The sequence below is a fragment of the Massilia sp. BSC265 genome, from assembly GCF_000740675.1.
Classification (GTDB): Bacteria; Pseudomonadota; Gammaproteobacteria; order Burkholderiales; family Burkholderiaceae_D; genus Telluria.
Map to the genome: position 1 here is coordinate 328,519 of NZ_JPXI01000037.1, position 23,567 is coordinate 352,085.

Below are 23,567 nucleotides of genomic sequence, written 5' to 3' on the forward strand. Positions count from 1 at the left end.
CGACTGATCGTGGGATCACTTGGAAAATCATTCGCCTCTGACCCTAATGGGGTGTGCAAGAAGTGGATTAATCGACGGCCTTGACCATCGCTTCGATCACCTTCTTGGCGTCGCCGAACACCATCATCGTGTTCGGCTGGTAGAACAGGTCGTTGTCCAGGCCGGCGTAGCCGCTGGCCATCGAGCGCTTATTCACGATGATGCTCTTGGCTTTATAGGCCTCGAGGATCGGCATGCCCGCGATCGGCGACTTCGGGTCCTTGGCCGCCGGGTTCACCACGTCGTTCGCGCCCAGCACCAGCACCACGTCGGTCTGGCCGAACTCGCCGTTGATGTCTTCCATCTCGACCACCTGGTCATAGGGAACCTCGGCCTCGGCCAGCAGCACGTTCATGTGGCCCGGCATGCGGCCCGCCACCGGGTGGATCGCGTAGCGCACCTGCACGCCGTGCTCGGTCAGCTTGTCGACCAGTTCCTTCACCGAGTGCTGGGCGCGCGCCACCGCCAAGCCGTAGCCGGGGACGATGATCACCGATTCCGCATTTTGCAGGATGAAGGCGGCGTCGTCGGCCGAGCCGGATTTCACCGGGCGCTGTTCCTTGCTGCCGCCGTCGTCCGCGACCGCTTCCCCCCCGAAGCCGCCCAGGATCACGTTGAAGAACGAGCGGTTCATCGCCTTGCACATGATGTACGACAGGATTGCGCCGCTCGAGCCCACCAGCGAGCCGGCGATGATCAGCATCGAGTTGTTCAGCGAGAAGCCGATGCCCGCCGCCGCCCAGCCCGAGTAGGAGTTGAGCATCGAGACCACCACCGGCATGTCGGCGCCGCCGATCGGGATGATGATCAAGACGCCCAGCACGAAGGAGAGCGCGGCCATGATGATGAACGGGGTCCAGGCCGGCGCCACATTGTCGTCGAAGCAGAACACCAGCCCCAACGCGATGATGGCGATCGCCAGCACCAGGTTCAGGATGTGCTGCCCGGCGAAGCGCACCGGCGCGCCCTGGAACAGGCGAAATTTGTACTTGCCCGACAGCTTGCCGAAGGCGATCACCGAACCCGAGAAGGTCACCGCGCCCACGAAGGTGCCGATGAACAGTTCCAGGCGGTTGCCGAAGGGGAGCGGAGTCTCGCGCGTGGCGATGTTGAAGGCCCAGGGCTCGGACACGGCGGCAATCGCGATGCACACGGCGGCCAGGCCGATCAGCGAGTGCATGGCCGCGACCAGTTCCGGCATCTTGGTCATCTCGACCTTCTTGGCCGCCACCGCGCCGATGGCGCCGCCCACCACCACGCCCAGGATCACCAAGGTGAAGCCCATGCCGCTTCCGGTAGCCAGTTCGGCCTGCAGCTTGAGCATCAGGGCAATGGTGGTGACGACCGCAATCGCCATGCCGGCCATGCCGAAGGTATTCCCGATGCGCGCCGTCGACGGCGAGGACAGTCCCTTGAGCGCCTGGATGAAGCAGACCGAGGCCACCAGGTAGAACAGGGTCACGAGGTTCATGCTGATGAAGTTCATGCCCGCTCCTCCGCGCCGGTAGCCTTTGCCGCCGGAAGCCCGGCCCCCTTCGGCTCCTTCTTCTTGAACATCTCCAGCATGCGGCGTGTGACCATGAAGCCGCCGAAGACGTTCACCGCGGCCAGCGCCACCGCCAGCGTGCCGGCCACCTGCCCGGCTAGCCCTTCGGTGAGCCCGGCGGCCAGCATGGCGCCGACGATGACGATGGCGGAGATCGCGTTGGTCACCGCCATCAGGGGCGTGTGCAGCGCGGGGGTGACGTTCCAGACCACGTGGTAGCCGACGTAGATGGCCAGCACGAAGATGATCAGGTTGATGATGGTATGGCTGATTTCCATGCTCCGCTCCTCGGATCCTCGTTATTGGTCTAGGTACGTACTCATTTGCGTAAAACTGCGCCGTCGGCGCACACCAGCGTGGCGCGCACGATCTCGTCTTCGCGGTCGATCATGAACTTGTCTTCCTTGTCGATGACCAGCTTGAGGAAATCCAGCACATTCCGGGCATACAGGGCGGATGCGTCGGCCGCCACCATGGACGCCAGGTTCGGTTCGCCGACGATGACCACGCCGTGCTTCACCACCGTGCGGCCCAGCTCCGTCAGCGGGCAGTTGCCGCCCTGCTCGATCGCCATGTCGACGATCACCGAGCCCGGCTTCATGGCCTGCACCGTCTCTTCGCCGATCAGGGTCGGCGCCTTGCGGCCCGGGATCAGCGCGGTGGTGATGACGATGTCGGCCAGCTTGGCGCGCTCGTGCACCAGCGCGGCCTGGCGCTGCATCCAGGCGGCCGGCATCGGGCGCGCGTAGCCGCCGGCGCCTTGCGCGATCTCGCGCTCCTCGTCGGTTTCATAGGGCACGTCGATGAACTTGGCGCCGAGCGACTCCACCTGTTCCTTCACGGGCGGGCGCACGTCGGAGGCTTCGATCACGGCGCCCAGGCGCTTGGCGGTGGCGATCGCCTGCAGGCCGGCCACGCCGACGCCCATGATCAGCACGCGCGCCGCCTTGACCGTGCCGGCTGCCGTCATCAGCATCGGCATGAAGCGCTGGTAGGTGTTCGCCGCCAGCATCACGGCCTTGTAGCCGGCGATGTTGGCCTGGCTCGACAGCACGTCCATCGACTGGGCACGCGTGATGCGGGGCGCGGCCTCGAGCGCGAAGGCGGTCAGGCGGGCATCGGCCAGCGCTGCCAGGTTCTCGGTATCGAAGGGATTGAGCATGCCGACCAGGACGGTGCCGGGGCGCATGCGGGCGCGCTCGGCGCCATCGGGGCTGCGCACCTTGAGGACCATGTCGGCCCCGAAGGCGGTGGCGGCATCGACGATGCCGGCGCCGGCCGCTTCGTACGCCGAATCGGGATAGGATGCGCGCACCCCGGCGCCGCTTTCCACCAGCACCTGGTGGCGTGTGGCCAGCTTCTTGACGGTTTCGGGAGTTGCAGCAACGCGGGTCTCGCCCGGCCTGGTCTCGGCCGGTATGCCAATTCTCATGAATCCCTCCGTTCAGTGGACACATCTGTCCACAATCTATCATGTAATTACGCGAATTGCTCAACAACAAATACTAAAAAAATAATATTTGATTGTCGCGAAAACCCGGACGTGGAACCAGTACCATTGAATGATTGTTTGCAATAAATCAAGGCCATTTAACGACAGGCAAGCGCACCGTAGCGTGGGTGGATGAGCAGAGATGCTCCCTGTCAAGGTAAAATGTCGGCTCATTTTCAAGGACGCGCATGACCGATATCTTCAAACCATCCGTGACCGTCGCCGCGATCATCGAGCGCGATGGACGTTTCCTGCTGATCGAGGAAGAGACGAGCGAAGGCGTGAAGCTGAACCAGCCGGCAGGGCACCTCGACCCGCACGAGTCGCTCGAGCAGGCGGTCGTGCGCGAAGCACTGGAGGAAACCGCGCACGAATTCATCCCGACCGCGCTGGTGGGCATGTACATGTCGCGTTACCATTCGAAGTCGCGCGGCACCGATGTGACCTACCTGCGCTTCACCTTCTGCGGCCATGCCGGTCGCGAACTGGACCAGCCGCTCGACGAAGGCATCCTGCGCACCATGTGGATGACGCGCGACGAAATCGCCGCCACCGCCGACCGCCACCGCAGCCCGATCGTGCTGCAGTGCGTGGACGACTACCTGGCCGGCCACCGTACCCCGCTGCACCTGCTGTACACCCACCCTTCCGTATTCGAAGGCGGGATCTGATTCAAGAAACGGAACAACAATGAGCAAGAAAAAAGTCGTGATCGGGATGTCGGGCGGTGTCGACTCCTCGGTCGCGGCGTGGATGCTGAAGGAACAGGGCTACGAAGTCATCGGCCTGTTCATGAAGAACTGGGAAGACGACGACGATTCGGAATACTGCTCGACGCGCCAGGACTGGATCGACGCCGCCAGCGTGGCCGACGTGGTCGGCGTGGACATCGAGGCCGTCAACTTCGCCGCCGAATACAAGGACCGCGTGTTCGCGGAATTCCTGCGCGAGTACCAGGCCGGCCGCACGCCGAACCCGGACGTGCTGTGCAACGCCGAGATCAAGTTCAAGGCCTTCCTCGACCATGCGATGAAGCTGGGCGCCGACCTGATCGCGACCGGCCACTACGCACGCGTGCGCGAGAACGACGGCCGTTTCGAACTTCTCAAAGCGTTCGACCACACCAAGGACCAGAGCTACTTCCTGCACCGCCTGAACCAGGCCCAGCTCTCGAAGTCGCTGTTCCCGCTGGGCGAGATCCCGAAGACGGAAGTGCGCAAGATCGCTGAACGCCTGGGCCTGCCCAATGCGCAGAAGAAGGACTCGACCGGCATCTGCTTCATCGGCGAGCGCCCTTTCCGCGAGTTCCTGAACCGCTACCTGTCGCACAAGCCGGGGCCGATGAAGCTCGACAACGGCCAGGTCGTGGGCGAGCACATCGGCCTGTCCTTCTACACGCTGGGCCAGCGCAAGGGCATCGGCATCGGCGGCCTGAAGTCGCACAAGAACGCGGACGGCACCAGCGAGCCGTGGTTCGTGGCGCGCAAGGACGTGGCCAGCAACACCTTGTACATCGTGCAGGGACACGACCATCCATGGCTGCTGTCGCCGCACCTGGAAGCCGGCCAGGCCAGCTGGACCGCGGGCGAGCCGCCTGCCAGCGGCAAGGCATTGTCGGCCAAGACCCGCTACCGCCAGGCGGACGTGGCCTGCACCGTGCGTGCCGACGGGGGCGACCGTTTTGCGCTCGATTTCGAGGAAGCGCAATGGGCGGTCACGCCGGGGCAGTCGGCCGTGCTGTACGACGGCGACGTGTGCCTGGGTGGCGGGATCATCGACAGCAACGCTGCCTAATTTGTAGGGTGGGCGGGTTCCCCGCCCACGCGGTGATAGTTTGGTTGTAAATAGCCTCGCGGGCGGCATCACCGCGATTTGAACGCGTGGGCGGGAGACCCGCCCCCCCTACCGCCCTGCCAGCCACTCGGCCAGCGCCGCCGGCGCCATCGGGCGCCCGTAGTAGTACCCCTGCGCCTCGTCGCAGCCCGCCGCGCGCAGCTGCTGCGCCACTCCCTCCGTCTCCACGCCTTCCGCCACCACCCGGTGGCCGAGGTCGTGCGACAGCTTGATCATGGTCGTCACCAGCGCACGCGTGCGCTCGTCCTTCTCCATGCCGCGCACGAACGACTGGTCGATCTTGACCACGTCGGCCGGCATGTCCTGCAGGTAGGACAGGCTGCTGTAGCCGGTGCCGAAGTCGTCGATGGCGATCTTCACGCCGCCCGCGGCCAGCCGCGCCATCGTGTCGTGCGCGGCCTTCGGCTTGCGCATCAGCGCGCTTTCCGTCATTTCCAGGGCCAGGCAAGCGGCCGGCAGGCCGTGGCGCGCCAGCCCCTCCAGCACGCGGTCGCTGAAGTCCGGTTCCTCGAGGTTCACGGCGGAGACGTTGACCGCGACCTGCAGGGTCACGCCGTCGGCATGCCAGGCCGCCAGCTGGCGCAGGGCCGCCCCCAGCACCCATTCGGTGGTGGCGCGGGCCAGCGAGGTGGTCTCGACGATGGGCATGAATTCGCCCGGCGGAATCGGGCCGGCATCGGGATGGTTCCAGCGCAGCAGGGCTTCCACGCCGAGGCAGCTGCCGTCGAACAGGGAGACCTTGGGCTGGAAGGCGAGGTGCAGCTCGCTCGGCTGGGCCAGTGCGCGCCCGAGTTCGCTGATCAGCCAGAAGCGGTGGCGGTAGGCGGCATCCTGCTCGGGCGAATACACGCGCAGGCCGGATTCGGCGTCGCGCGCATCGTGGGCGGCACTGTGCAGGTTGCGCAGCACGTCGAGCGGCGCGTCCTGGCCCACGGCGAAGCGCACCAGGCCGACCGTGGCCGTGGTCAGGAAGCCGCCCTGTCCCATCGGCGTGCGTTCCCCCAGCCAGGCCATCAAGGTGCTGCTGAAACGCACCAGGGACAGGCCGAGCGGCGCCAGGAAGGCGAACTGGGTCGGTGCAACGTGGTAGACCTTGCCGCCGCCGGCCAGCCCTCGCAGGGCCGGCACGGCTGCGCGCACGATGTCGTCGAGCCAGGTGCTCCCCATCACCCGCATGGCGTCGCTCAGCTCTTCCGGCGTCGCCAGGCTGACCAGGGCCGCCAGCTGGGGTTCCCCCTCGGCGGTGACGATCGCCAGGTCGCGCACGTCGCTGACGAACTGGTTCCGGTTGGGCAGGCCGCTGACCGGATCGATACGTCCCAGCGCATGCTGCAGCTCGATCTGCGCCATGACCATGGCCGCCAGGTCGCTCAATGCGGTGCGATCGGTATCCGTCACCGCGCGCGGTTCGGTGCCGAGCACGCACATCGCTCCCAGGCAGTGTCCGGTCTTCGTCACCAGCGGCGCGCCCAGGTAGAAACGGATCCCGCTGTCGGCCAGGGGGCTGTCGCGGAAGCACTCGCTCTCCAGCAGGTCCGGCACTTCCAGCATCTCGCCGCTGTCCGCCACCGCCGCACAGGGCGCCTTTACGCGCGGGATCGCATTGTGCTCGACACCCACCTTCGACTTGAACCACTGGCGGTCGGTGTCAGTCAGCGAGACCGCGGCGATCGGCAGCTGGAACAGCTGGGAAGCCATGCGGGTGATGCGGTCGAAGGCTTCGCTGGGTGCGGTGTCGAGCAGCTCCAGCTGGCGCAGCACTTCGATGCGGTCGGCTTCCTGGAGAAATGGATCATGCCTCGTATTCATGGGGCGCCCTGGCTTCGCACACCGAAAGGCGCACGTATTTATCGGAAATGCCGATTATAGCGGCATTTTTCTGCAATACGATGCTTGCGGTCAATATTTCCCTAACTCCGTGCGCATTTTCGTCAAATATTGTCGCATTTCGGGTAGAATGCCTGCACTTACTACAAATCACCAAGAACATGAGCGAGGACGATCCGATCCTGACGACGCGGGAAGCGGCGCACATGCTGGGCGTGGCCGTCAGCACCGCGCAGCTCTGGATGGAAAGCGGGGCACTGCCGGCATGGAAGACACCCGGCGGGCACCGGCGCGTGCGACTGAGCGCCGTGCGCCGTCTGCAGGCGAAACAAGGCGCCGCCGGCGTCGTGCCCGGGGAGCCCGAAGCTGCGGGCTTCACGTCTCTGCCTGCCAGTGCAGCGGCCGCGCCGCAGGACGTCGAAGCGCTGTCCGGCCATGCCCTGCTCGACACCGCGCCCGAGGAAGTTTTCGACCGCCTGGCACGGCTGGCCGCACAGGTGACGGACTGTCCGATGGCGCTGGTCACGGTGCTGGCCGGGCAGCGCCAGTGGTTCAAGGCGCGCGTGGGCGTCGGTCTGCAGGAAACGCCGCGCGAATGGGCATTCTGTGACCACGCGCTGGCGAGCGGCGAGGCGTTCGTGGTGGTCGACGCCGCCAATGATGTGCGCTTCGCCGCCAACCCGCTGGTGACGCGGGCGCCGCACGTGCGCTTCTATGCCGGCGTGCCGCTGGAAGACGCGCAAGGCCGCCGCTTCGGCACCCTGTGCGTGCTGGACCGCGAGCCGCGCCGGCTGCGCGAGCGCGAGCTGCGCGCCCTGCACGAGCTGGCGGAAATAGCGTCGGAAGAGACCAAACGTCGCGGCTGAGCGCCGTTCAGTTTTTCTGTTACGCCGCGTTACCCGCCGCAGCCTGCTGCTTGCGAACGACCGCGATCACGGTATTGCGGATGGTCTTGAGCACGGCCTCGGCCTTGAAGGGCTTGACGATGAAGCCGTGCACGCCGCGCGCGAGCGCGTCCTGGATGGCGGTGGCATCGAGCGTGCCTGACACCATGAAGATCATTGCCTTCGGCAGCTGCACGCGCAGTTCCTCGACGATGCGGCTGCCGTCCTCGGCCTGCTCGCGCGCGATGCAGACGATCTGGGGGCGGTGCTTCATCGCCAGGCCGAAGCCAAGCGTGCCGGTATGCGTCTGCGCGACGACGTCGTAGCCGCCATCAAGCAGTACGGTGTTGAGCAGGCCGCGCGCAATGGCGCTGCCGTCCACGATCAATACCTTCAGCATCGGCGCTTTCCTTCAGTATGATTCATAGGCCAGCATATTCCAGGTGACGCCCAGCCGCACGTCCAGCTTGAGCGACACCAGGCAGCGCGACACCTCGAGTATCTCACGCTCGGCGCGCAGCCTCTCGCCCAGCGGGGTCTTGAGGATGCCGGCGCCCGCCACCACGGCGTCCAGGCTGCCGTAGGCATTGAGCAGGCGCGCCGCGGTCTTCATGCCGATCTTCGATACGCCCGGCACGCCGTCGGTCGGGTCCCCCATCAGCGCCAGCAGGTCGTGCAGCAGTTCCGGCGCCACGCCGAAGCGCTGGCGCACCCAAGCGTCGTCATGCCATTCGTTCTTGAAATGGTCCCACACCAGCGCGCCGTGCGCGATCAGGATGTGCAGGTCCTTGTCGGTGGTGGCCACGATGGCTTCGCCCCGCCCTTCCTGCAGCCAGCGCATGACGCCGGTCGCGATCACGTCGTCGGCCTCGACCTCGGGCACGGCCAGCACGTGCAGTCCGGCCTGGCGCAGGCGCTCGTGGAAGCCCGGCAGGGCCTCGCGCAGCGGCGCCGGCATGGCGGCGCGCCCTTCGCGGTAGCGCGGATACAAGGCATGGCGCCAGTTGGGCCCCCCGTAGTCGAAGGCAGCCAGCACGTGGGTCGGCGCGTGCGCTTCCAGCACGTTGCGGAAAGACGAGAACGCGTGGCGCAGCGCGATGCTGGCCTTCAGGTCGGAGTCCGGTTCGGGGCTGGCTTCGTAGACGCGGCGCACGATGTTCAGGCCGTCGATGGCGAGCAGCTTTCCCTGTTTGCTCATGGTGGTGCGGTTATCGGGGTGGGTTGCGGCGGCGTCATGATAAACCGGGCGCGCCGCCGAGGAAAGCGCTGGGCCTGCACCCAGCAGGCAGGCATCCCGGGCTCACTTGGCGTACGCGTATTCGCCGCCGCGCTCCAGCGCGCGCCTGTAGGCCGGACGCGCATGGATCCGCTCCAGGAAAGCCGACAGCTTCGGATACTGGCTGCCGAGCCCCCCGCGCGAAGCGGCCGCTTCCAGCGCAAAGCTCATCTGGATGTCGGCGGCGCTGAACTCCTCGCCGGCAAACCAGGTCGAGTTGCCCAGTTCGCCCTCCAGGAAGTCGAGCTGGCTACGGATGTTCGGCATGATGAAGCTGTCCTTGACCTTGCGTGCGATCGAGCGCGCGATCGGCTTAGCAAAGAAGGGCATCGGGCTGTTCTCCACCTTGTCGAACACCAGCTTCATCAGGAGCGGCGGCATGGCCGAGCCCTCGGCGAAGTGCAGGAAGTAGGTGTAGCGCAGGCGCTCCGGCGTGCCGGGTGCCGGCACCAGGCGCCCGTTGCCGTAGCGTCCGGTGAGGTACTCGACGATCGCGCCGGATTCGGCCACGACCAGGCCGTCGTCCGTGATCACCGGCGACTTGCCGAGCGGGTGCACCGCTTTCAGTTCCGGCGGCGCCAGCATGGTCTTCGGGTCGCGCTGGTACTTCTTGATCTCGTAGCCGAGCCCGAGCTCTTCGAGCAGCCAGAGGATGCGCTGCGAGCGCGAATTGTTCAGGTGGTGGACGACGATCATGGCTTTTCCGCAGAATTCGAGAGCTTGCAAGCTTAGCATGGGTGCGCCTGCCAACGGACGAGGCAGTGTATCGTTAGCCCTATGAACGGATCGGTCTACATCGGCATTTCCGGCTGGCGCTACGTGCCGTGGCGCGGCGTGTTCTACCCGAAGGGGCTGGCCCAGCACCGCGAACTCGCATACGCGGCCGGCCAACTGCCCAGCATCGAGATCAACGGCTCGTTCTACTCCCTGCAGCGGCCGGAAAGCTATGCCGCCTGGTATGCGGCTACCCCGCCCGGCTTCGTGTTCGCGGTCAAGGGCAACCGTTTCCTCACCCACATGCTCAAGTTGAAGGACATCGAAGGTCCGCTGGCAAATGTGCTGGCCTCGGGCGTGTTCGAACTGCGCGACAAGCTGGGGCCTTTCCTGTGGCAATTCCCGCCCATCGTGAAATTCGAACCGCAGCGCTTCGAGCACTTCCTGTCCTTGCTGCCGCAGGACACCGATAGCGCCCGCGAACTCGCGCTGCAGTACCAGCCGCGCATGGAAGGCAGGGTATCGCTCGAGGCCGGGCCACGGCGCCCGATGCGGCACGCCGTCGAGATCCGCCACGAGAGCTTCATGGACCCGGCTTTCATCGCCATGCTGCGCAGGTATAACGTGGCGCTGGTAGTGGCGGACACCGCCGGCAGGTGGCCGCTGTGCGAGGACGTCACCGCCGACTTCGTCTACATCCGCCTGCACGGCGACAAGGAGCTGTACGCGAGCGGCTACGAAGACGATGCGATAGCAAGCTGGGCGGCGCGCATCCATGCCTGGCGCACGGGTGGACAGCCGGAAGGCGCGCGCCTGGTCTCGACGCTGCCTCCGCCGGCGGCAGCCTCACGCGACGTCTACTGTTACTTCGACAACGACATCAAGGTGCATGCTCCCTATGACGCACGTCGACTGATCACAGCAGTCGAGAGCCTGAACGGAACAGCTGGGTGAAAACGCTGTCTATCCCAGGCATTCACTGCCCGGGAGAGCACCATGATCTTGCTTCGAGTCAGTACCCTTGCCGCAGCCCTGCTGTTGCCTGCCGCCGTACTCGCCGAGAGCGCACCCTTGCGAATCGCAAACGGGGTGCTCGTCAATGCTGCCGGCATGACGGTCTACACCTACGACAAGGATGAAGCCGGCAGCGGCAAGAGCAGTTGCGTCGCCGCCTGTGCGAAAAACTGGCCGCCCGTGATCGCCGAGGGCAGCCCGCGCCCGCCCTACTCCGTGGTCACGCGCGCCGACGGCAGCAAGCAGCTGGCGCACGGCGGCAAGCCGCTGTACACCTTCGTGAAGGACAAGAAGGCGGGAGACAAGACCGGGGATGGGGTGGGCGGCGTCTGGCGCGTTGTCAGCGTGGCGGCGCCCTGAGTCCTGGGCGCGCCTAGCGGCGCTCGTGGATCTTGACGACCTTGCCGTTGCCCTTGCCGGGCGGCGGCGCGGGCTCGGATGGCCCGCAGGTGTTACAGCTCTTGCAGCCGCTGCCGCAGCTGGCCGAGGTGTCCAACCATTTCACCAGCCGCGACTGCTTGCCGCCTTTCGAGAGACGGTGCACGATCGCACGGCGCCAGCTGTCCGGCAGGTACTTCGCGCCGGCGTACAGCACGGCCAGCGCGACGATGATCCCGGCGACCAGCTCCTGCCACATGTTCAGGCCCCTGTAAGGAACAGCGTCGTGCGGTAGACGATGAAGGCCGCCACGTAGGCCAGGCCGAACATGTAGCCGGCCATGATCCAGGCGTAGCGGCGGCTGCCGGTCTCGCGCGCCACGGTGGCCAGCGTCGGCAGGCAGTGCGGCGCGTAGATGTACCAGGTGAGCAGCGACAGGCCGGTGGCCAGCGACCACGACTGCGCGACCAGCGGCGCCAGGGTGCTGGCGGCTTCGTCGCCGCCCGACAGGGCGTAGACCTGCGCCAGCGCGCCGACCGCCACTTCGCGTGCGGCCATGCCCGGCACCAGGGCGATCCCGATCTCCCACCCGAAACCGATCGGCGCCAGGATGACTTCCAGCGCGCGGCCGATCATGCCGGCCACGCTGTAATAGATCGGCGGATGGGTCGCGCCTTCCGGTGCGCCCGGGAAGCTCGACAGCAGCCAGAGCAGGATCATCATGGTGAGGATCAGGGTACCGACCCGCTTCAGGAAGATCTTGGCACGTTCCCACAGGCCGGATGCCAGTGCGCTGAGTTGCGGCAAGTGGTAGGCCGGCAGTTCCATCATCAGCGCATGCTGCTTGTAGTCGCTGCGGCGCTTCATGAACCAGGCCACCGCCATGGCGCTCAGGATGCCGGCCATGTACAGGCCGAACAGCACCAGGCCCTGCAGGTTGAGGCCGCCCGCCACGATCCGGTTCGGGATGAAGGCGGCGATCAGGAGCGCATACACCGGCAGGCGCGCCGAGCAGGTCATGAGCGGCGCGATCATGATCGTCACCAGGCGGTCGCGCGGATTCTGGATGGTGCGCGCGGCCATGATGCCGGGAATCGCGCAGGCGAACGAGGACAGCAGCGGCAGGAAGGCGCGGCCCGACAGGCCGACGCTGCCCATGATGCGGTCCAGCAGGAAGGCGGCGCGCGGCAGGTAGCCCACGTCTTCCAGCAACAGGATGAAGAAGAACAGGATCAGGATCTGCGGCAGGAACACCAGCACGCTGCCGACGCCGGCGATGATGCCGTCCACGATCAGGCTGTGCAGCACGCCTTCGCCCAGCAAGGCGCCGACCTGTTCGCCCAGGACGGTCACGCCAGCCTCGATCAGGTCCATCGGCGTGCCGGCCCAGCTGAACACGGCCTGGAAAATCAGGAACATCAGGGCGGCCAGGATCACCGGTCCCGCCACCGGGTGCAGCACCACGTTGTCGATCTTTTCCGTCAGGTTGCCGCGGTCGCCGGCGGTGGAGACGGCGAGGTCGAGGATGCGGCGCACTTCACGCTGGGTTTCCTCGACCGGCACCGCATCGATGGCAGACAGCGGATTCGGCTTGACCGGGGCGTCGAACACCATGCGGTCGAGCTGGGCCAGCAGGGCCTGTTCGCCGCCGGCCTGGATAGCGACGGTTTCGACCACCGGCATGTCCAGCGCGGCGGACAGCTTGGCGGCATCGATGGTGATCCCGCGCTTCTTGGCGACGTCGACCATGTTCAATACCAGCACCATCGGCAGGCCGAGGCGCTTGAGCTCGAGCACCATGCGCAGGTTCAGGCGCAGGTTGGTTGCGTTGACCACGCACAGGACCGCATCCGGCGCTTGCTCGCCCGCGCGCAGGCCGGCCACGACGTCACGCGTGATGGCTTCGTCCGGGGTATGGGCGCTCAGGCTGTAGGCGCCCGGCAGATCGAGCACGCGGAATGCGCGCCCCCCGGGCGAGGTGAAGCTGCCTTCCTTGCGTTCGATGGTCACGCCGGCATAGTTCGCGACCTTCTGGCGCGAGCCGGTCAGGCGGTTGAAGAGTGCGGTCTTGCCGCAGTTGGGATTGCCGAGCAGTGCGACCAGGGGCGTGCGCGACGCCACCTGTTGTTCCATGACACCCATCCGCTTATTCCGGCTTGATCGACACGAGGGCCGCTTCGAAGCGACGCAGTGCAAAGGTGGACTCGCCGACCTTGACGGCCAGCGGGCCGCCCAGCACGCGCTTGAGCACGCGGATGCGCTCGCCCGGCACGAAGCCGAGTTCCATCAGGCGGCGCTGGACGTCGAAACCACCCTGCTGCGCAGGCGGCGCCAGGTGGATCACAGTGCCGCTCTGGCCGGCCGGGAGGGCGTCGAGCGTGGTGAGGGAGGGAGCAAGAGTCATGGTCGCGTCCGGTAAGTGTAGCGCTGATGAGACAGATAATTAGCATCATAAACCTAAATGCGAATTATTTCTATTTGCGCTTTGATCACAGACCAAAGAAAGATCACGTAGACCCCAAATTCCTGTTGCAAACGCGATCGAGTTTACGGAGAATAGCAACACGAATGAGATTGATTCTCATTTAAATGCCAAGTGAACAAGTGTCAGTGCTCAACGAGCCCAAGGAATCGAAAGATGATCGTCTGTGTCTGCAACAACATCTCCGACCGCGAAATCCGCCAGGCGGTCGACATGGGCATTAGCTCGGTAGCCGAACTGCACAAGGAATTGGGCGTCGGCACCATGTGCGGCAAGTGCGTCAGCTACGCACGCGAAGTCCTGCACGAACACATCGACAGCAAAACCACGATCACCGAAGTCCGCCGCGTTCCGCAAGCGGCTTGACTTTACCGCAGTGTCTCTCTGGCCCCGCTGCAGCGGGGCTTTTTTTGTTCGGAGCGGTCGCAGACGCGGCCTGTGCAGGCCCCCCTTTCCGTGGTAGTGAGAAGCGTTCGCACACCGGAACGAGAACGCTTTTTATTACGGCCCGATTCTTCGCTTTTTCACGCATTTGACGGGCTTTTTTCAGCTTTTGCGGCGCTTTTGGGCCGAAATCTGGCGGCTTGTTTGTTATCATGGAGCCCATTCAAAATCACCAAGGGCATTGACATGAAAGGCGACCAGAACGTTCTTCGTTTGCTGAACGCACAGCTGACCAACGAACTCACCGCGATCAACCAGTACTTCCTGCATGCACGCATGTACCGCCACTGGGGCTTCGGCAAGCTGGCGAAGAAGGAGTACGACGAATCGATCGGCGAAATGAAGCACGCCGACAAGCTGATCGACCGCATCCTGATGCTCGACGGCCTGCCGAACCTGCAGGCGCTGCACAAGCTGCTCATCGGTGAATCGACCCAGGAAATGCTGGAATGCGACCTCAAGCTCGAGCGCGCGGCCCAGGTGACGGTCAAGGAAGGCATTGCGGCGGCGGAAGCGGCGGCGGACTACGTGACCCGCGACCTGTTCCTGATGATCCTCGAAGATACCGAGGAGCATATCGAGTGGCTGGAAACCCAGCTGGACCTGATCGTGAAGGTCGGCATCCAGAACTACCTGCAGAGCCAGATCAGCGAATAAGCGTTTCTTGCAGTGCGCTGAACCCCCCCCCCGCCTGTGCGGGGTGGTGTTTTTAACTATGCTTCGGCTCAGCGCCACTTCCTCATCCACTGGTCGTAAAAGCCCAGGTCGCGCGGCACCGCTCCAGGAATCGCGCAGATCGCCCCCGCGAACTCATTCGCGCGCGCCAGGCTGACATCGAGCGGCCAGCCCCGCATCCTCCCCAGCAGGAAAATCGCCGAGAAGGCATCGCCCGCCCCTACCGTGTCGATGACAAACGGCGGCGCCGGGTTGTCGCGGTGCATCAGCACCTGCCCATCCGCGCCGAAGTACACCGAGCCGCGGTGCCCCAGCGTGACGATCAGCGCGTCGAGCGAGAACATCTGCAGCAGCGCCTGGCACGAGGCGTGCACCTCGTCGGCCGCCATGGGTGGAGCGTCCGGCTTGATCTGGAAGTACCAGCCGAACATCGCCTGCAGTTCTTCCTCGTTGACCTTGGCGATGTTGGCTTCCTGCAGCGAGCGCGTGACGATGCGTTCATCCGCCTGCCCGTTGCGCAGGTTCAGGTCGAGGTAGCGCAGCGCCGGCGTGGCGCGCAGCAAGGCCATCAGGGTAGCGCGCGAGCGCTCGTGGCGCTGGGCCAGCGTGCCGAAATAAAAGATGCCCGGCGGCCCGCCCGCCAATGCGTCCAGCGCCGCCTGCGCCTGTGCGCGGTCGATGAAGTCGTAGGCCTGGTTCGGCAGGATCGTGAAGCGGTGGCTGCCACGCGCCCGGCGCTCGACCAGCACCCGGCCGGTCTCCTCGATGGCATCGACCTGCAGCCCGGCCTCGCTCATCGCGAAGCGCTCGAACTCGGCGCGCACCGCCAGGCCCGGCTTGTCGTCTCCGATGCGCGTGAGCATCAGCTGCGGCGCCATGAAGGCCGCCAGGTGGCGCGCCACGTTGAAGGGCGCGCCGCCGACTACCTGCTCGGTGGTGAAGTCGTCGACCAGCGCTTCACCGAAGACGACGGTCGCGGCGGAGACCGGGGCACTCACGCGACGGGCGGCGCGGTGTCGCGGAACGACGGACGCTCGGCGAGTTTGTCGGCCAGGCGCGCCAGGTTCGGATAGTCGCCGCGCCAGTCGATATCGGGGAAGCGCAGGGAGAGCCAGCCCAGCGCGCAGCCCACGGCGACGTCGGCCAGCGTGTAGTGGATGCCCATGCAGTAGTTCGCGTCGCCCAGCCGCACGGACATCTCGCGCAGGCCGGCGTGCACCTTGCCCATCTGGCGTTCGATCCACTTGGCGCTCTGCTGCTCGGGCGCGCGGTCGCGGCGCTCGACGAAGGCCAGCACGGCGGCGTCGATCACGCCGTCGGCGAGCGCTTCCCACACCTTGACTTCGGCGCGGTCACGGCCGTTCGGCGGCAGCAGCTTGCAGACCGGCGAGATGGTGTCGAGGTATTCGGCGATCACGCGCGAATCGTACAGCGTGCTGCCGTCTTCCATCACGAGGCAGGGAACCTTGCCCAGCGGGTTGACCTGCTGGATGTTGGTCTCCGGGGACCAGACGTTTTCCTGTTCAAGGCTGAAATCGAGCTTCTTGTCCGCCATCACGACACGGACTTTGCGCACATAGGGACTGGTGAGGGAACCGATGAGTTTCATACATGCCCGAATGAGAGGATTGGGTGCCAGTATAGCATCGCCATTTCGGCGCTTGTCTGCGCCAGACCGGCCTCCCTCAGTGCCGGCGCGACAGCCGGCGCAAGGCTCCCGGCTCCGCCCGGTGGTAAAATCCGCGTTTTTGCACGGACCGCCTGCCATGACCTCTACCGTCCCCTCATCTGCCCCGTCGCCTACCCTGTCGGCCCTGTCCCCGCTGGACGGCCGCTACGCGTCGAAAACCGACAAACTGCGCCCGATCCTGTCCGAAGCGGGCTTCATGCACCACCGCGTGAAGGTGGAAATCGCCTGGCTGCAGGCGCTGTCGCAGGCCGGCTTCCCGGAGATCAAGCCGTTCTCGGCAGAAGCGAACGCTCACCTCGAACGCATGGCCGCGAACTTCGGCGAGCCCGAGGCGGCGCGCATCAAGGAGATCGAGGCGGTCACCAACCATGACGTCAAGGCAGTGGAATACTGGCTCAAGGAGCAGGTGAAGGACGTGCCGGAGCTGGTGGCGGCGAGCGAGTTCATCCACTTCGGCTGCACCTCGGAAGACATCAACAACACTTCGCACGGCATGATGCTGAAAGCGGCACGCGACGGCGTGCTGCTGCCGGCCCTGCAGAACATCATCGCCAAGCTGACCGAGATCGCGCACGCCAACGCGGCCCTGCCGATGCTGTCGCGCACCCACGGCCAGACCGCCAGCCCGACCACCCTGGGCAAGGAATTCGCCAACGTGGTGGCGCGCCTGCAGCGCGCCGTCAAGCGCATCGCCGACGTCGAGATCCTCGGCAAGATGAACGGCGCGGTCGGCAACTACAACGCCCACCTGTCGGCCTACCCGGGCTTCGACTGGCCGGCCTTCTCGAAAGAGGTCATCGAGCAGCGCCTGGGCCTGGTATTCAATCCGTACACCATCCAGATCGAGCCGCACGACTACATGGCCGAGATGTTCGACGCCGTCGCGCGCGCCAACACCATTCTGCTCGACTTGAACCGCGACATCTGGACCTATGTCTCATTGGGTTACTTCAAGCAGAAACTGCGGGCCGGCGAAATCGGCTCGTCGACCATGCCGCACAAGGTCAACCCGATCGACTTCGAGAATTCGGAAGGCAACCTGGGCCTGGCCAACGCGGTGCTGCGCCACATGGCCGAGAAGCTGCCGGTCTCGCGCATGCAGCGCGACCTGACCGATTCGACCGTGCTGCGTAACATCGGCGTCGGTTTCGGCTACGCGCTGCTGGCCTACGACAGCTGCCTGCGCGGCCTGAACAAGCTGGAAGTGAATGCGGCCCGCCTCGAGCAGGACCTGGACGCGAGCTGGGAAGTGCTGGCCGAGCCGGTGCAGACCGTCATGCGCCGCTACGGCATCGAGAATCCGTACGAGCAGCTGAAGGAACTCACCCGCGGCAAAGGCATTACCCGCGAGGCGCTGCAGGAGTTCATCGGCACGCTGGCGATTCCGCAGGAAGCCAAGGACCTGCTGCTCTCGATGACGCCGGCGAACTACACCGGCCTGGCTGCCGAGCTGGCCAAGGCGATCTAAACAACTGTAGGGCGGTCGGCAGAGCCAACCGCCCTACGCCCCTTCTTCAATACTCCCACACCACCTTCACGCCGAGCCGCCGTTCGATCTCGGCCCGGTACACGATCGTCCCGTATTCCCCATGCCCCCCGGTGAGGTTCTCGCCGGTCAGCGCCAGTTCCAGCCCCGGCCGGATGCGCCAGCCGAAGCGTGCGTCGAGCGCCGTGTAGGCCGGCACCTCCGGGAAGGACTTGCCGGCCACCTTGCGCAGCGTAAGCTCGATGTCGCGCCGGTCGTCGATGCCGTAGACCGAACGCAGCTGGAAGGTATGCGCCGGGTCGCGGTCCGCCACGCGGGTGGCATTCACGTCGCTGCTACCCGGCTTCAGGCGCAGCTTCTGGTGCATGGCGGTCCAGCCGGCCGACAGGCGCCAGCGCTCGGCCGCCTGCCAGCTGCCCCAGGCCTCGATGCCGCTCGAGCGCCCTTCCATCAGGCTGTCGAAGGTGATGAAACCGGCTGGGTTGGTCTCGGTCGTGCGCAGGTAGTCGTAATCGTGGTGGAACAAGGTCACCGAATAGGACAGCGCCGGCGCCGGGTTGCCGCGGTAGCCCAGCTCGAATACCCGGGACACCTCCCCGCGTACCTGCGGCCCGCCGCGCAGCAGGTAGGGCGGGCGCCCCGGCAGGAAGGCATCGACGTCCAGGCGCGACGGTGCGCGCACGGTGCGCGAGGCCGCCGCCCACAGCGCATGCTGGGACGACAGCCGCCAGGACAGGCGCGCGCTCGGCAGCCATTCGCTACCTGTGTATTCGTTGTACTCGAGGCGGCTGCCCAGGGTCAGGTACCAATCTCGGGCAAGCGCAATCTCGTCCTGGGCGAACAGGTTGGCCCATTGCTGGGAGGTGCGCGGCGGCAGGAAGGCGACGACGGCGGAGTTGTCGACCCGGTCGCGGCTGTGGCGGACATTGGCACCCCAGACGATGCTGTGCCTGCCCCCGGGTCCGGCGACCGGCGCCAGCGTGTGCTGGAACTGCAGGTCGGTCGTGTACAGGCGCTCGCCGAACAGCGGTTCGGCGCGGCGCAGCGTGTGGTCGAAGTAGGCCTGCGCCATCAGGCTGGCGCCGCCCGCAAGCAGCCGTTCCCAGCGCGCGGTCAGGTTGACGCCGTCCGAGCGTACCTTGCCCAGGGTCGCGGGCACGCCGGGTGCATTGATCTCGCCAGGCGCCGGCTGGTCAAAACGGCCGCGATAGGCATTGCCGATCACGCTGAAACGATCAAGCCCGCGTTCCCAGTCGGCGCGCACACCCACCAGGCTGCGGCGATAAGCATCGTTGACCGGGGCGCCGCTGGCCAGTTCGCTGTCTTCGCGCCGCGTGGTCTTGCCGAAGGCGCGCCAGGCGATCCCGCCGGCGGTGGTGCCGCCGTGGCGGTAGGAGACGGTGGCGCCGTCGGTCGCGGCCTGCAGGGTCGCCAGGCTGCCCTGGGTGTCGCGTGCGGAACGGGTGGTGATGTTGATGACCCCGTTGACCGCGTTCAGGCCCCACAGCACGCCGCCCGGACCGCTGATCACCTCGATGCGCTCGACGTCCTCCAACAGCACTTCCTGGGCATCCCAGAACACGCCGGAAAACAGCGGGGTATAGACCGAACGGCCGTCGATCAGCACCAGCAGCTTGTTCGAGTAACTGTTGCCGCTCTGGTTCATGCCGCGCGCGCTGATCGAATAGCTGTAGCCGTTGACGCGTGCCACGTGCAGGTTCGGGGCCAGGCGCAGCACCTCCGGCAAGGTCGCGGCGCCGGAACGGCGGATGTCCTCGGCGGTGATGACGAAGATCGCCGCGGCGGCATCCTGCAGGCGTTCGGGACGCTTGGAGACCGACATCACCGGGATATTGGCCAGTTCTTCGATCGACAGGTCGGCCAGGTTGTCGGGGCGGCGCTCAGGCTCTTCCCCGTGCGCACCGAGCGCGACCGCCAGGCCGAGGCAAGCCGCCGCCAGGCGCTTGCGTGGCCCGAGAGGGCGATAGGTCAGCGGTGGTATGGCATTCATATGCTTACGGTGTGGCATGGGATGTAGCCGCCAGTTATCTCTGATAAACGATGTTCCAGACAGATTTTACATTCCGGACACCCCAGCTGTGCAGCTTTTGCAATCCGTGCTAGTGTACTTGGCGGAAAAATCATCCTCTTCAGCAGCATGCGGCAAAGACTGATATAGTTAGTCCTAACACGTACAACTTTCCAATAAGCAATTCCATGCAACGCTATACCTTCCCGGCCATTGCCCTGCACTGGTTGATCGCCCTGCTGATCATCGGGACGTTCACGCTCGGGCTGGTCATGACCGATATCCCGGGCATCACGCCGACCAAGCTGAAGTACTTCAACTGGCACAAATGGGCCGGCGTGACGGTGCTGCTGCTCGCAGCCCTGCGCCTGCTGTGGCGCTTGTTCCGCCACCCGCCGGCCTACGCCGACGAGATGCCGGCCTGGCAGCGCGGCGCCGCCCATGGCCTGCACTGGCTGCTGTACCTCCTGATGTTCGCGGTGCCCCTGTCCGGCTATTTCTACAGCCTCGCGACCGGCTACCCGATCGTCTGGTTCGGGGTGATCGAGCTGCCGGTGCTGATCGGGCCCGATCCGGCCTTGAAGGTCGTGCTGAAGGATGTCCACTACTGGCTCAACATGCTGCTGGCCGCGCTTGTCGGCCTGCACGTGGCAGCCGCGTTCAAGCACCTGCTCGTCGACCGCGACGGCGTGATGGCGCGCATGTTGCCGCGCATTGGCCCCACCTCTACCCGTTAGGAGTTACGATGAAACCAGTCAAGAGCCTGCTGCTCGCTTCGCTGTTCGCCAGCGCCGTCGTGGGCGCTGCACCGCTGAAAACCGACCCGGCGAAAAGCAGCGTGACGGCCACCTTCAAGCAGATGGGCGTGCCGGTCGAAGCGAAGTTCAAGCAGTTCACTGCGCAGATCGACTACGACGCCGCCAAGCCGGCCGCGTCAAAGGCGACGGTCGAGATCCAGACCGCCAGCCTCGACCTGGGCGACCCGGACTACAACAAGGAAGTCACCAAGAAAGAGTGGTTCAACACCGCGCAATTCCCGAAAGCGACTTTCGTATCCTCGAGCATCGCTCCGGCCGGCGCCGGCAAGTTCAATGTCACCGGAAAGCTGAGCATCAAGGGCCGCAGCGCCAACGTCAGCTTCCCGCTGGTGGCGAAAACCGAAGCAGGCAAACAGGTATTCGAGGGCCAGCTGCCGATCAAGCGGCTGGCCTTCAACATCGGCGAAGACGAGTGGAAGGACACGAGCATGGTCGCCGACGAGGTTGTCATCAAGTTCCGCGTTGTAGCCCAATAAGCGCGGTCCGTCATCACGAAGCAAGCACCTCAACACTTACGCAAGGATAGTTCCAATGAAAATCAAGCACCTGATCGCGGCCCTGGCCGCTTCGAGCACCCTCGGCGCCGGCATCGCCTTTGCCGCCGACACCTACAAGATCGACCCGAGCCACACCTACCCGAGCTTCGAGGCCGACCACATGGGCATCTCGGTCTGGCGCGGCAAGTTCAACAAGACCGAAGGTAGCGTGACCCTGGACCGCAAGGCCAAGACCGGCACCATCGACATCGTGATCGACACCAGCAGCATCGATTTCGGCCACGAAGGCATGAACGCGCACGCCAAGAAGGCGGACATCTTCGACGTTGCCCAGTTCCCTACCGCGACCTTCAAGGCCAAGTCGATTACCTTCACCGGCGATGTGCCGACCTCGGCCAATGGCGAACTGACCCTGCACGGCGTGACCAAGCCGCTGACCCTGACGATCAACCGCTTCAAGTGCATCGAACACCCGCGCCTCAAGCGCGAAGTGTGCGGCGCCGACGCCAGCGCAACGTTCAATCGCGGCGACTTCGGCATCACCTTCGGCCTGCCGGCCTTCTCGCCGGAAGTGAAGCTGGCGATCCAGGTGGAAGCGGTCAAGCAGTAATCGCTTCACCCACAAGAAAAAGCCTCGGTGCTGTTGGCACCGAGGCTTTTTTTACGTCAGGCCACCCTTGGCGATCAGCGGCCGTCGCCGTCCGCATCACCCGGGATGGCGCGCTCGACCTTGTGCCATGCGGCGCGCGAAGCGTGCTTGGCCTGGTCCCAGCTCAGGCGCGAAGTGCCCTTGGTGCGTTCCCATTCGCTCGACAGCTCCTGCTCGTGCTGGTCGTAGCCGCCCGGGTAACGGCCTGCCGAGTTGTAGCCCAGCGCATAGGCCGGGGCATAGTCGTCGTAGGTATAACCCGGGGTGTAGTACGGCTGGGTCTGGTACTGGCCGCGCCAGTGGGCATCTTCCTCCGCCGGGTTGACCATCTTGGCCACGCCCTTGCCGGCCATGCCGCCGATGGCTGCGCCGATGCCGGCACCGGCCACCGCGCCGAGCGGGCCGCCCACGGCACCGCCGATCACCGAACCGCCCACCGCCGCACCGGCGCCGGCGCCGGCGCCGGTTGCCAGGTGGTGGTCACGCAGTTCGTCGCCCGGTTTCGGGTTGATGACTTCGCCCGTGCCCTGGCCGGCTGCGCCGCCTGCCAGGCCGCCGATCACGGCGCCCGCAGCGGTGCCGATCGGACCCGCCACCGAACCGGCTGCCGCGCCCATTGCTGCGCCGCCGGCGCCGCCGACGCCCTGTGCCAGGTGATGGTCGTTCAGGTCGTCGCTTGCCTTCGGGTTCACGACTTCGCCCGTGCCACGGCCGGCTGCGCCACCTGCCAGGCCGCCGACCACCGCACCGGCAGCCATGCCGACCGGGCCTGCCGCCGCGCCGGCCATCGCGCCCACGGCCGCGCCGCTGCTGGCGCCGACGCCCTTGGCCAGATAGTGTTCCGACAGGTCATCGCCCGATTTCGGGTTCACGACTTCGCCCACGCCCTTGCCGGCCATGCCGCCGGTGACCGCGCCGATGGCGGCGCCCGCCACGGTGCCGACCGGGCCGGCTGCCGAGCCGATGGCTGCGCCCGCCATCGCGCCACCGGCGGCGCCGATGCCGGTGCCGATCACGTGGCTGCCGCCGTTGTCGCTGAACGATTGCTGGATGTGGCGCGCGTCTTCGTCCGAACGGGCGTTCACGCCCATGACGATGCCGCCGCGCTTGATGCCTTCTTCATAGTGCTGGGCACGGTCTTCCGGGATACCGGCGCCAATCAGCGCGCCGATCAGGCCGCCGGTGATACCGCCGGCGCCCGCGCCTGCCAGGGCGGCCGCCAGCGGACCTGCCACCACCAGGCCAACGCCCGGCAGCACCAGGCTGGTGCCGACGGCGGCGATGCCTGCCAGGACGGCGCCGATGGTGCCGCCGATGCCGGCGCCGATGCCGGCGCCTTCGGCTGCCTTGCTGCCCAGTTCAGTGTCCGTGTCGCCGAAGTGGGTCTTGCGTGCTTCGTCCGACATCATCAGGTTGACGTCGTCCTTGCCGTAACCGCGGGTCGAGATCGAGCTATAGGCGCGTTCTGCGCTGGCACGGTCAGGGAACAGGCCGGTAACCATGCGGGAATTCTGGTTGTTATTCGAATCGTAGTTGCTCATGGCGAATCCTTTCAAAAGGTTCAGGTGCTGGGTCCTGCAAACAAAATCGATATTGCAAGTGTTGAAACCTTATGCCCCACACAAGACCTCTTCTGTTCGCTGACGCACCCTACCCACTTCTTTTCGCTCAGCCGTAAGCCGCGCCAGAACAGGCTTGCAGATTCGCCGTCTAACGTTCGTTGCCGCACCGACCTGAAGGGGACTGGTCTCTAGACTTTTCTCCATGGCCACG

25 protein-coding genes are annotated in these 23,567 nt (G+C 65.6%); 11 read left to right on the forward strand and 14 right to left on the reverse strand.

Annotated elements, in window-relative coordinates; all coding sequences use genetic code 11:
• Nucleotides 1–67: 67 nt before the first annotated feature.
• From MA09_RS18290 to MA09_RS18300, 3 genes are read right to left on the reverse strand one after another with little or no spacing between them, the layout of a single operon-like run.
• Nucleotides 68–1,525 carry an NAD(P)(+) transhydrogenase (Re/Si-specific) subunit beta gene (locus MA09_RS18290; RefSeq protein ID WP_036251594.1) on the reverse strand — a complete coding sequence of 486 codons (1,458 nt, stop codon included), beginning with the start codon at nucleotides 1,523–1,525 and terminating at the stop codon, nucleotides 68–70.
• On the reverse strand, nucleotides 1,522–1,863 hold the full coding sequence (locus tag MA09_RS18295) for an NAD(P) transhydrogenase subunit alpha (RefSeq protein WP_036251596.1): 342 nt from the start codon (nucleotides 1,861–1,863) through the stop codon (nucleotides 1,522–1,524). The genes MA09_RS18290 and MA09_RS18295 overlap by 4 nt, the downstream gene beginning before the upstream one ends.
• A 41-nt stretch (nucleotides 1,864–1,904) precedes the next feature.
• Entirely contained in the window at nucleotides 1,905–3,017 is a 1,113-nt protein-coding gene (locus MA09_RS18300) for a Re/Si-specific NAD(P)(+) transhydrogenase subunit alpha (RefSeq protein ID WP_036251599.1), read from the reverse strand.
• Between the two features lie 248 nt (nucleotides 3,018–3,265).
• Between MA09_RS18300 and MA09_RS18305 the strand changes: the two genes are divergently transcribed.
• Both MA09_RS18305 and mnmA read left to right on the forward strand, forming a co-directional pair.
• On the forward strand, nucleotides 3,266–3,748 hold the full coding sequence (locus MA09_RS18305; protein WP_036251602.1) for an NUDIX hydrolase: 483 nt from the start codon (nucleotides 3,266–3,268) through the stop codon (nucleotides 3,746–3,748).
• A gap of 19 nt (nucleotides 3,749–3,767) precedes the next feature.
• Nucleotides 3,768–4,871 carry a tRNA 2-thiouridine(34) synthase MnmA gene (gene mnmA / locus MA09_RS18310; RefSeq protein WP_036251604.1) on the forward strand — a complete coding sequence of 368 codons (1,104 nt, stop codon included), beginning with the start codon at nucleotides 3,768–3,770 and terminating at the stop codon, nucleotides 4,869–4,871.
• A gap of 108 nt (nucleotides 4,872–4,979) precedes the next feature.
• On the opposite strand, the gene MA09_RS18315 is transcribed toward mnmA, so the two are convergent.
• Nucleotides 4,980–6,740: a bifunctional diguanylate cyclase/phosphodiesterase gene (locus tag MA09_RS18315; RefSeq protein ID WP_036251608.1), complete on the reverse strand. Its 1,761-nt coding sequence runs from the start codon at nucleotides 6,738–6,740 to the stop codon at nucleotides 4,980–4,982.
• Nucleotides 6,741–6,919: 179 nt separating this feature from the next.
• Between MA09_RS18315 and MA09_RS18320 the strand changes: the two genes are divergently transcribed.
• A complete protein-coding gene (locus MA09_RS18320) occupies nucleotides 6,920–7,624 on the forward strand; it encodes a GAF domain-containing protein (RefSeq protein WP_036251611.1) in 705 nt (234 codons plus the stop codon).
• Between the two features lie 19 nt (nucleotides 7,625–7,643).
• Here the strand turns inward: MA09_RS18320 and MA09_RS18325 are convergent, their stop codons facing one another.
• The 3 genes from MA09_RS18325 to MA09_RS18335 all read right to left on the reverse strand — a co-directional run bounded on the left by MA09_RS18325 (nucleotide 7,644) and on the right by MA09_RS18335 (nucleotide 9,614).
• Nucleotides 7,644–8,042 carry a response regulator gene (locus MA09_RS18325; protein ID WP_036251613.1) on the reverse strand — a complete coding sequence of 133 codons (399 nt, stop codon included), beginning with the start codon at nucleotides 8,040–8,042 and terminating at the stop codon, nucleotides 7,644–7,646.
• Nucleotides 8,043–8,054: 12 nt separating this feature from the next.
• The gene (locus tag MA09_RS18330; protein WP_036251615.1) at nucleotides 8,055–8,840 is read right to left on the reverse strand and encodes a 5'-3' exonuclease H3TH domain-containing protein; all 786 of its coding nucleotides are present in this window, start codon (nucleotides 8,838–8,840) and stop codon (nucleotides 8,055–8,057) included.
• A gap of 102 nt (nucleotides 8,841–8,942) precedes the next feature.
• Nucleotides 8,943–9,614: a glutathione S-transferase gene (locus tag MA09_RS18335; protein WP_036251618.1), complete on the reverse strand. Its 672-nt coding sequence runs from the start codon at nucleotides 9,612–9,614 to the stop codon at nucleotides 8,943–8,945.
• An 81-nt stretch (nucleotides 9,615–9,695) separates the two neighbouring features.
• On the opposite strand from MA09_RS18335, the gene MA09_RS18340 reads away from it, so the two are divergent.
• Nucleotides 9,696–10,586, forward strand: a complete 891-nt coding sequence (locus tag MA09_RS18340; protein WP_036251620.1) for a DUF72 domain-containing protein — start codon at nucleotides 9,696–9,698, stop codon at nucleotides 10,584–10,586.
• Between the two features lie 42 nt (nucleotides 10,587–10,628).
• Nucleotides 10,629–11,006 (forward strand): lipoprotein, encoded by a 378-nt coding sequence (locus MA09_RS18345; RefSeq protein WP_036251621.1) that lies wholly within the window; start codon nucleotides 10,629–10,631, stop codon nucleotides 11,004–11,006.
• A gap of 13 nt (nucleotides 11,007–11,019) precedes the next feature.
• Here MA09_RS18345 and MA09_RS18350 read toward each other — a convergent pair whose 3' ends face one another.
• From MA09_RS18350 to MA09_RS18360, 3 genes are read right to left on the reverse strand one after another with little or no spacing between them, the layout of a single operon-like run.
• Nucleotides 11,020–11,283, reverse strand: coding sequence for a DUF6587 family protein (locus MA09_RS18350; protein WP_051933570.1), 264 nt, complete (start codon nucleotides 11,281–11,283; stop codon nucleotides 11,020–11,022).
• A 2-nt stretch (nucleotides 11,284–11,285) separates the two neighbouring features.
• A complete protein-coding gene (locus MA09_RS18355) occupies nucleotides 11,286–13,166 on the reverse strand; it encodes a ferrous iron transporter B (protein ID WP_036251624.1) in 1,881 nt (626 codons plus the stop codon).
• Nucleotides 13,167–13,170: 4 nt separating this feature from the next.
• Nucleotides 13,171–13,428: a FeoA family protein gene (locus tag MA09_RS18360; RefSeq protein WP_036251626.1), complete on the reverse strand. Its 258-nt coding sequence runs from the start codon at nucleotides 13,426–13,428 to the stop codon at nucleotides 13,171–13,173.
• Nucleotides 13,429–13,662: 234 nt separating this feature from the next.
• Between MA09_RS18360 and MA09_RS18365 the strand changes: the two genes are divergently transcribed.
• Entirely contained in the window at nucleotides 13,663–13,872 is a 210-nt protein-coding gene (locus MA09_RS18365; RefSeq protein ID WP_036251628.1) for a bacterioferritin-associated ferredoxin, read from the forward strand.
• Between the two features lie 264 nt (nucleotides 13,873–14,136).
• A complete protein-coding gene (gene bfr, locus MA09_RS18370; protein WP_027866505.1) occupies nucleotides 14,137–14,607 on the forward strand; it encodes a bacterioferritin in 471 nt (156 codons plus the stop codon).
• Between the two features lie 68 nt (nucleotides 14,608–14,675).
• On the opposite strand, the gene MA09_RS18375 is transcribed toward bfr, so the two are convergent.
• Nucleotides 14,676–15,623, reverse strand: a complete 948-nt coding sequence (locus MA09_RS18375) for a PfkB family carbohydrate kinase (RefSeq protein WP_036251631.1) — start codon at nucleotides 15,621–15,623, stop codon at nucleotides 14,676–14,678.
• Nucleotides 15,620–16,234: a glutathione S-transferase N-terminal domain-containing protein gene (locus MA09_RS18380; RefSeq protein WP_036251633.1), complete on the reverse strand. Its 615-nt coding sequence runs from the start codon at nucleotides 16,232–16,234 to the stop codon at nucleotides 15,620–15,622. The genes MA09_RS18375 and MA09_RS18380 overlap by 4 nt, the downstream gene beginning before the upstream one ends.
• A gap of 157 nt (nucleotides 16,235–16,391) precedes the next feature.
• Between MA09_RS18380 and purB the strand changes: the two genes are divergently transcribed.
• On the forward strand, nucleotides 16,392–17,783 hold the full coding sequence (purB, locus tag MA09_RS18385; protein WP_036251636.1) for an adenylosuccinate lyase: 1,392 nt from the start codon (nucleotides 16,392–16,394) through the stop codon (nucleotides 17,781–17,783).
• A 46-nt stretch (nucleotides 17,784–17,829) separates the two neighbouring features.
• On the opposite strand, the gene MA09_RS18390 is transcribed toward purB, so the two are convergent.
• Complete coding sequence (locus MA09_RS18390; protein ID WP_081897673.1) at nucleotides 17,830–19,812, reverse strand: TonB-dependent siderophore receptor; 1,983 nt, start codon at nucleotides 19,810–19,812, stop codon at nucleotides 17,830–17,832.
• A gap of 206 nt (nucleotides 19,813–20,018) precedes the next feature.
• Between MA09_RS18390 and MA09_RS18395 the strand changes: the two genes are divergently transcribed.
• From MA09_RS18395 to MA09_RS18405, 3 genes are read left to right on the forward strand one after another with little or no spacing between them, the layout of a single operon-like run.
• Nucleotides 20,019–20,567 (forward strand): cytochrome b, encoded by a 549-nt coding sequence (locus MA09_RS18395; protein ID WP_036251639.1) that lies wholly within the window; start codon nucleotides 20,019–20,021, stop codon nucleotides 20,565–20,567.
• 8 nt (nucleotides 20,568–20,575) lie between these two features.
• Nucleotides 20,576–21,124 (forward strand): YceI family protein, encoded by a 549-nt coding sequence (locus tag MA09_RS18400; protein WP_036251642.1) that lies wholly within the window; start codon nucleotides 20,576–20,578, stop codon nucleotides 21,122–21,124.
• A gap of 55 nt (nucleotides 21,125–21,179) precedes the next feature.
• Nucleotides 21,180–21,755: a YceI family protein gene (locus tag MA09_RS18405; protein ID WP_036251644.1), complete on the forward strand. Its 576-nt coding sequence runs from the start codon at nucleotides 21,180–21,182 to the stop codon at nucleotides 21,753–21,755.
• Nucleotides 21,756–21,829: 74 nt separating this feature from the next.
• Here MA09_RS18405 and MA09_RS25375 read toward each other — a convergent pair whose 3' ends face one another.
• On the reverse strand, nucleotides 21,830–23,335 hold the full coding sequence (locus MA09_RS25375; protein ID WP_036251647.1) for a hypothetical protein: 1,506 nt from the start codon (nucleotides 23,333–23,335) through the stop codon (nucleotides 21,830–21,832).
• Nucleotides 23,336–23,567: the final 232 nt, after the last annotated feature.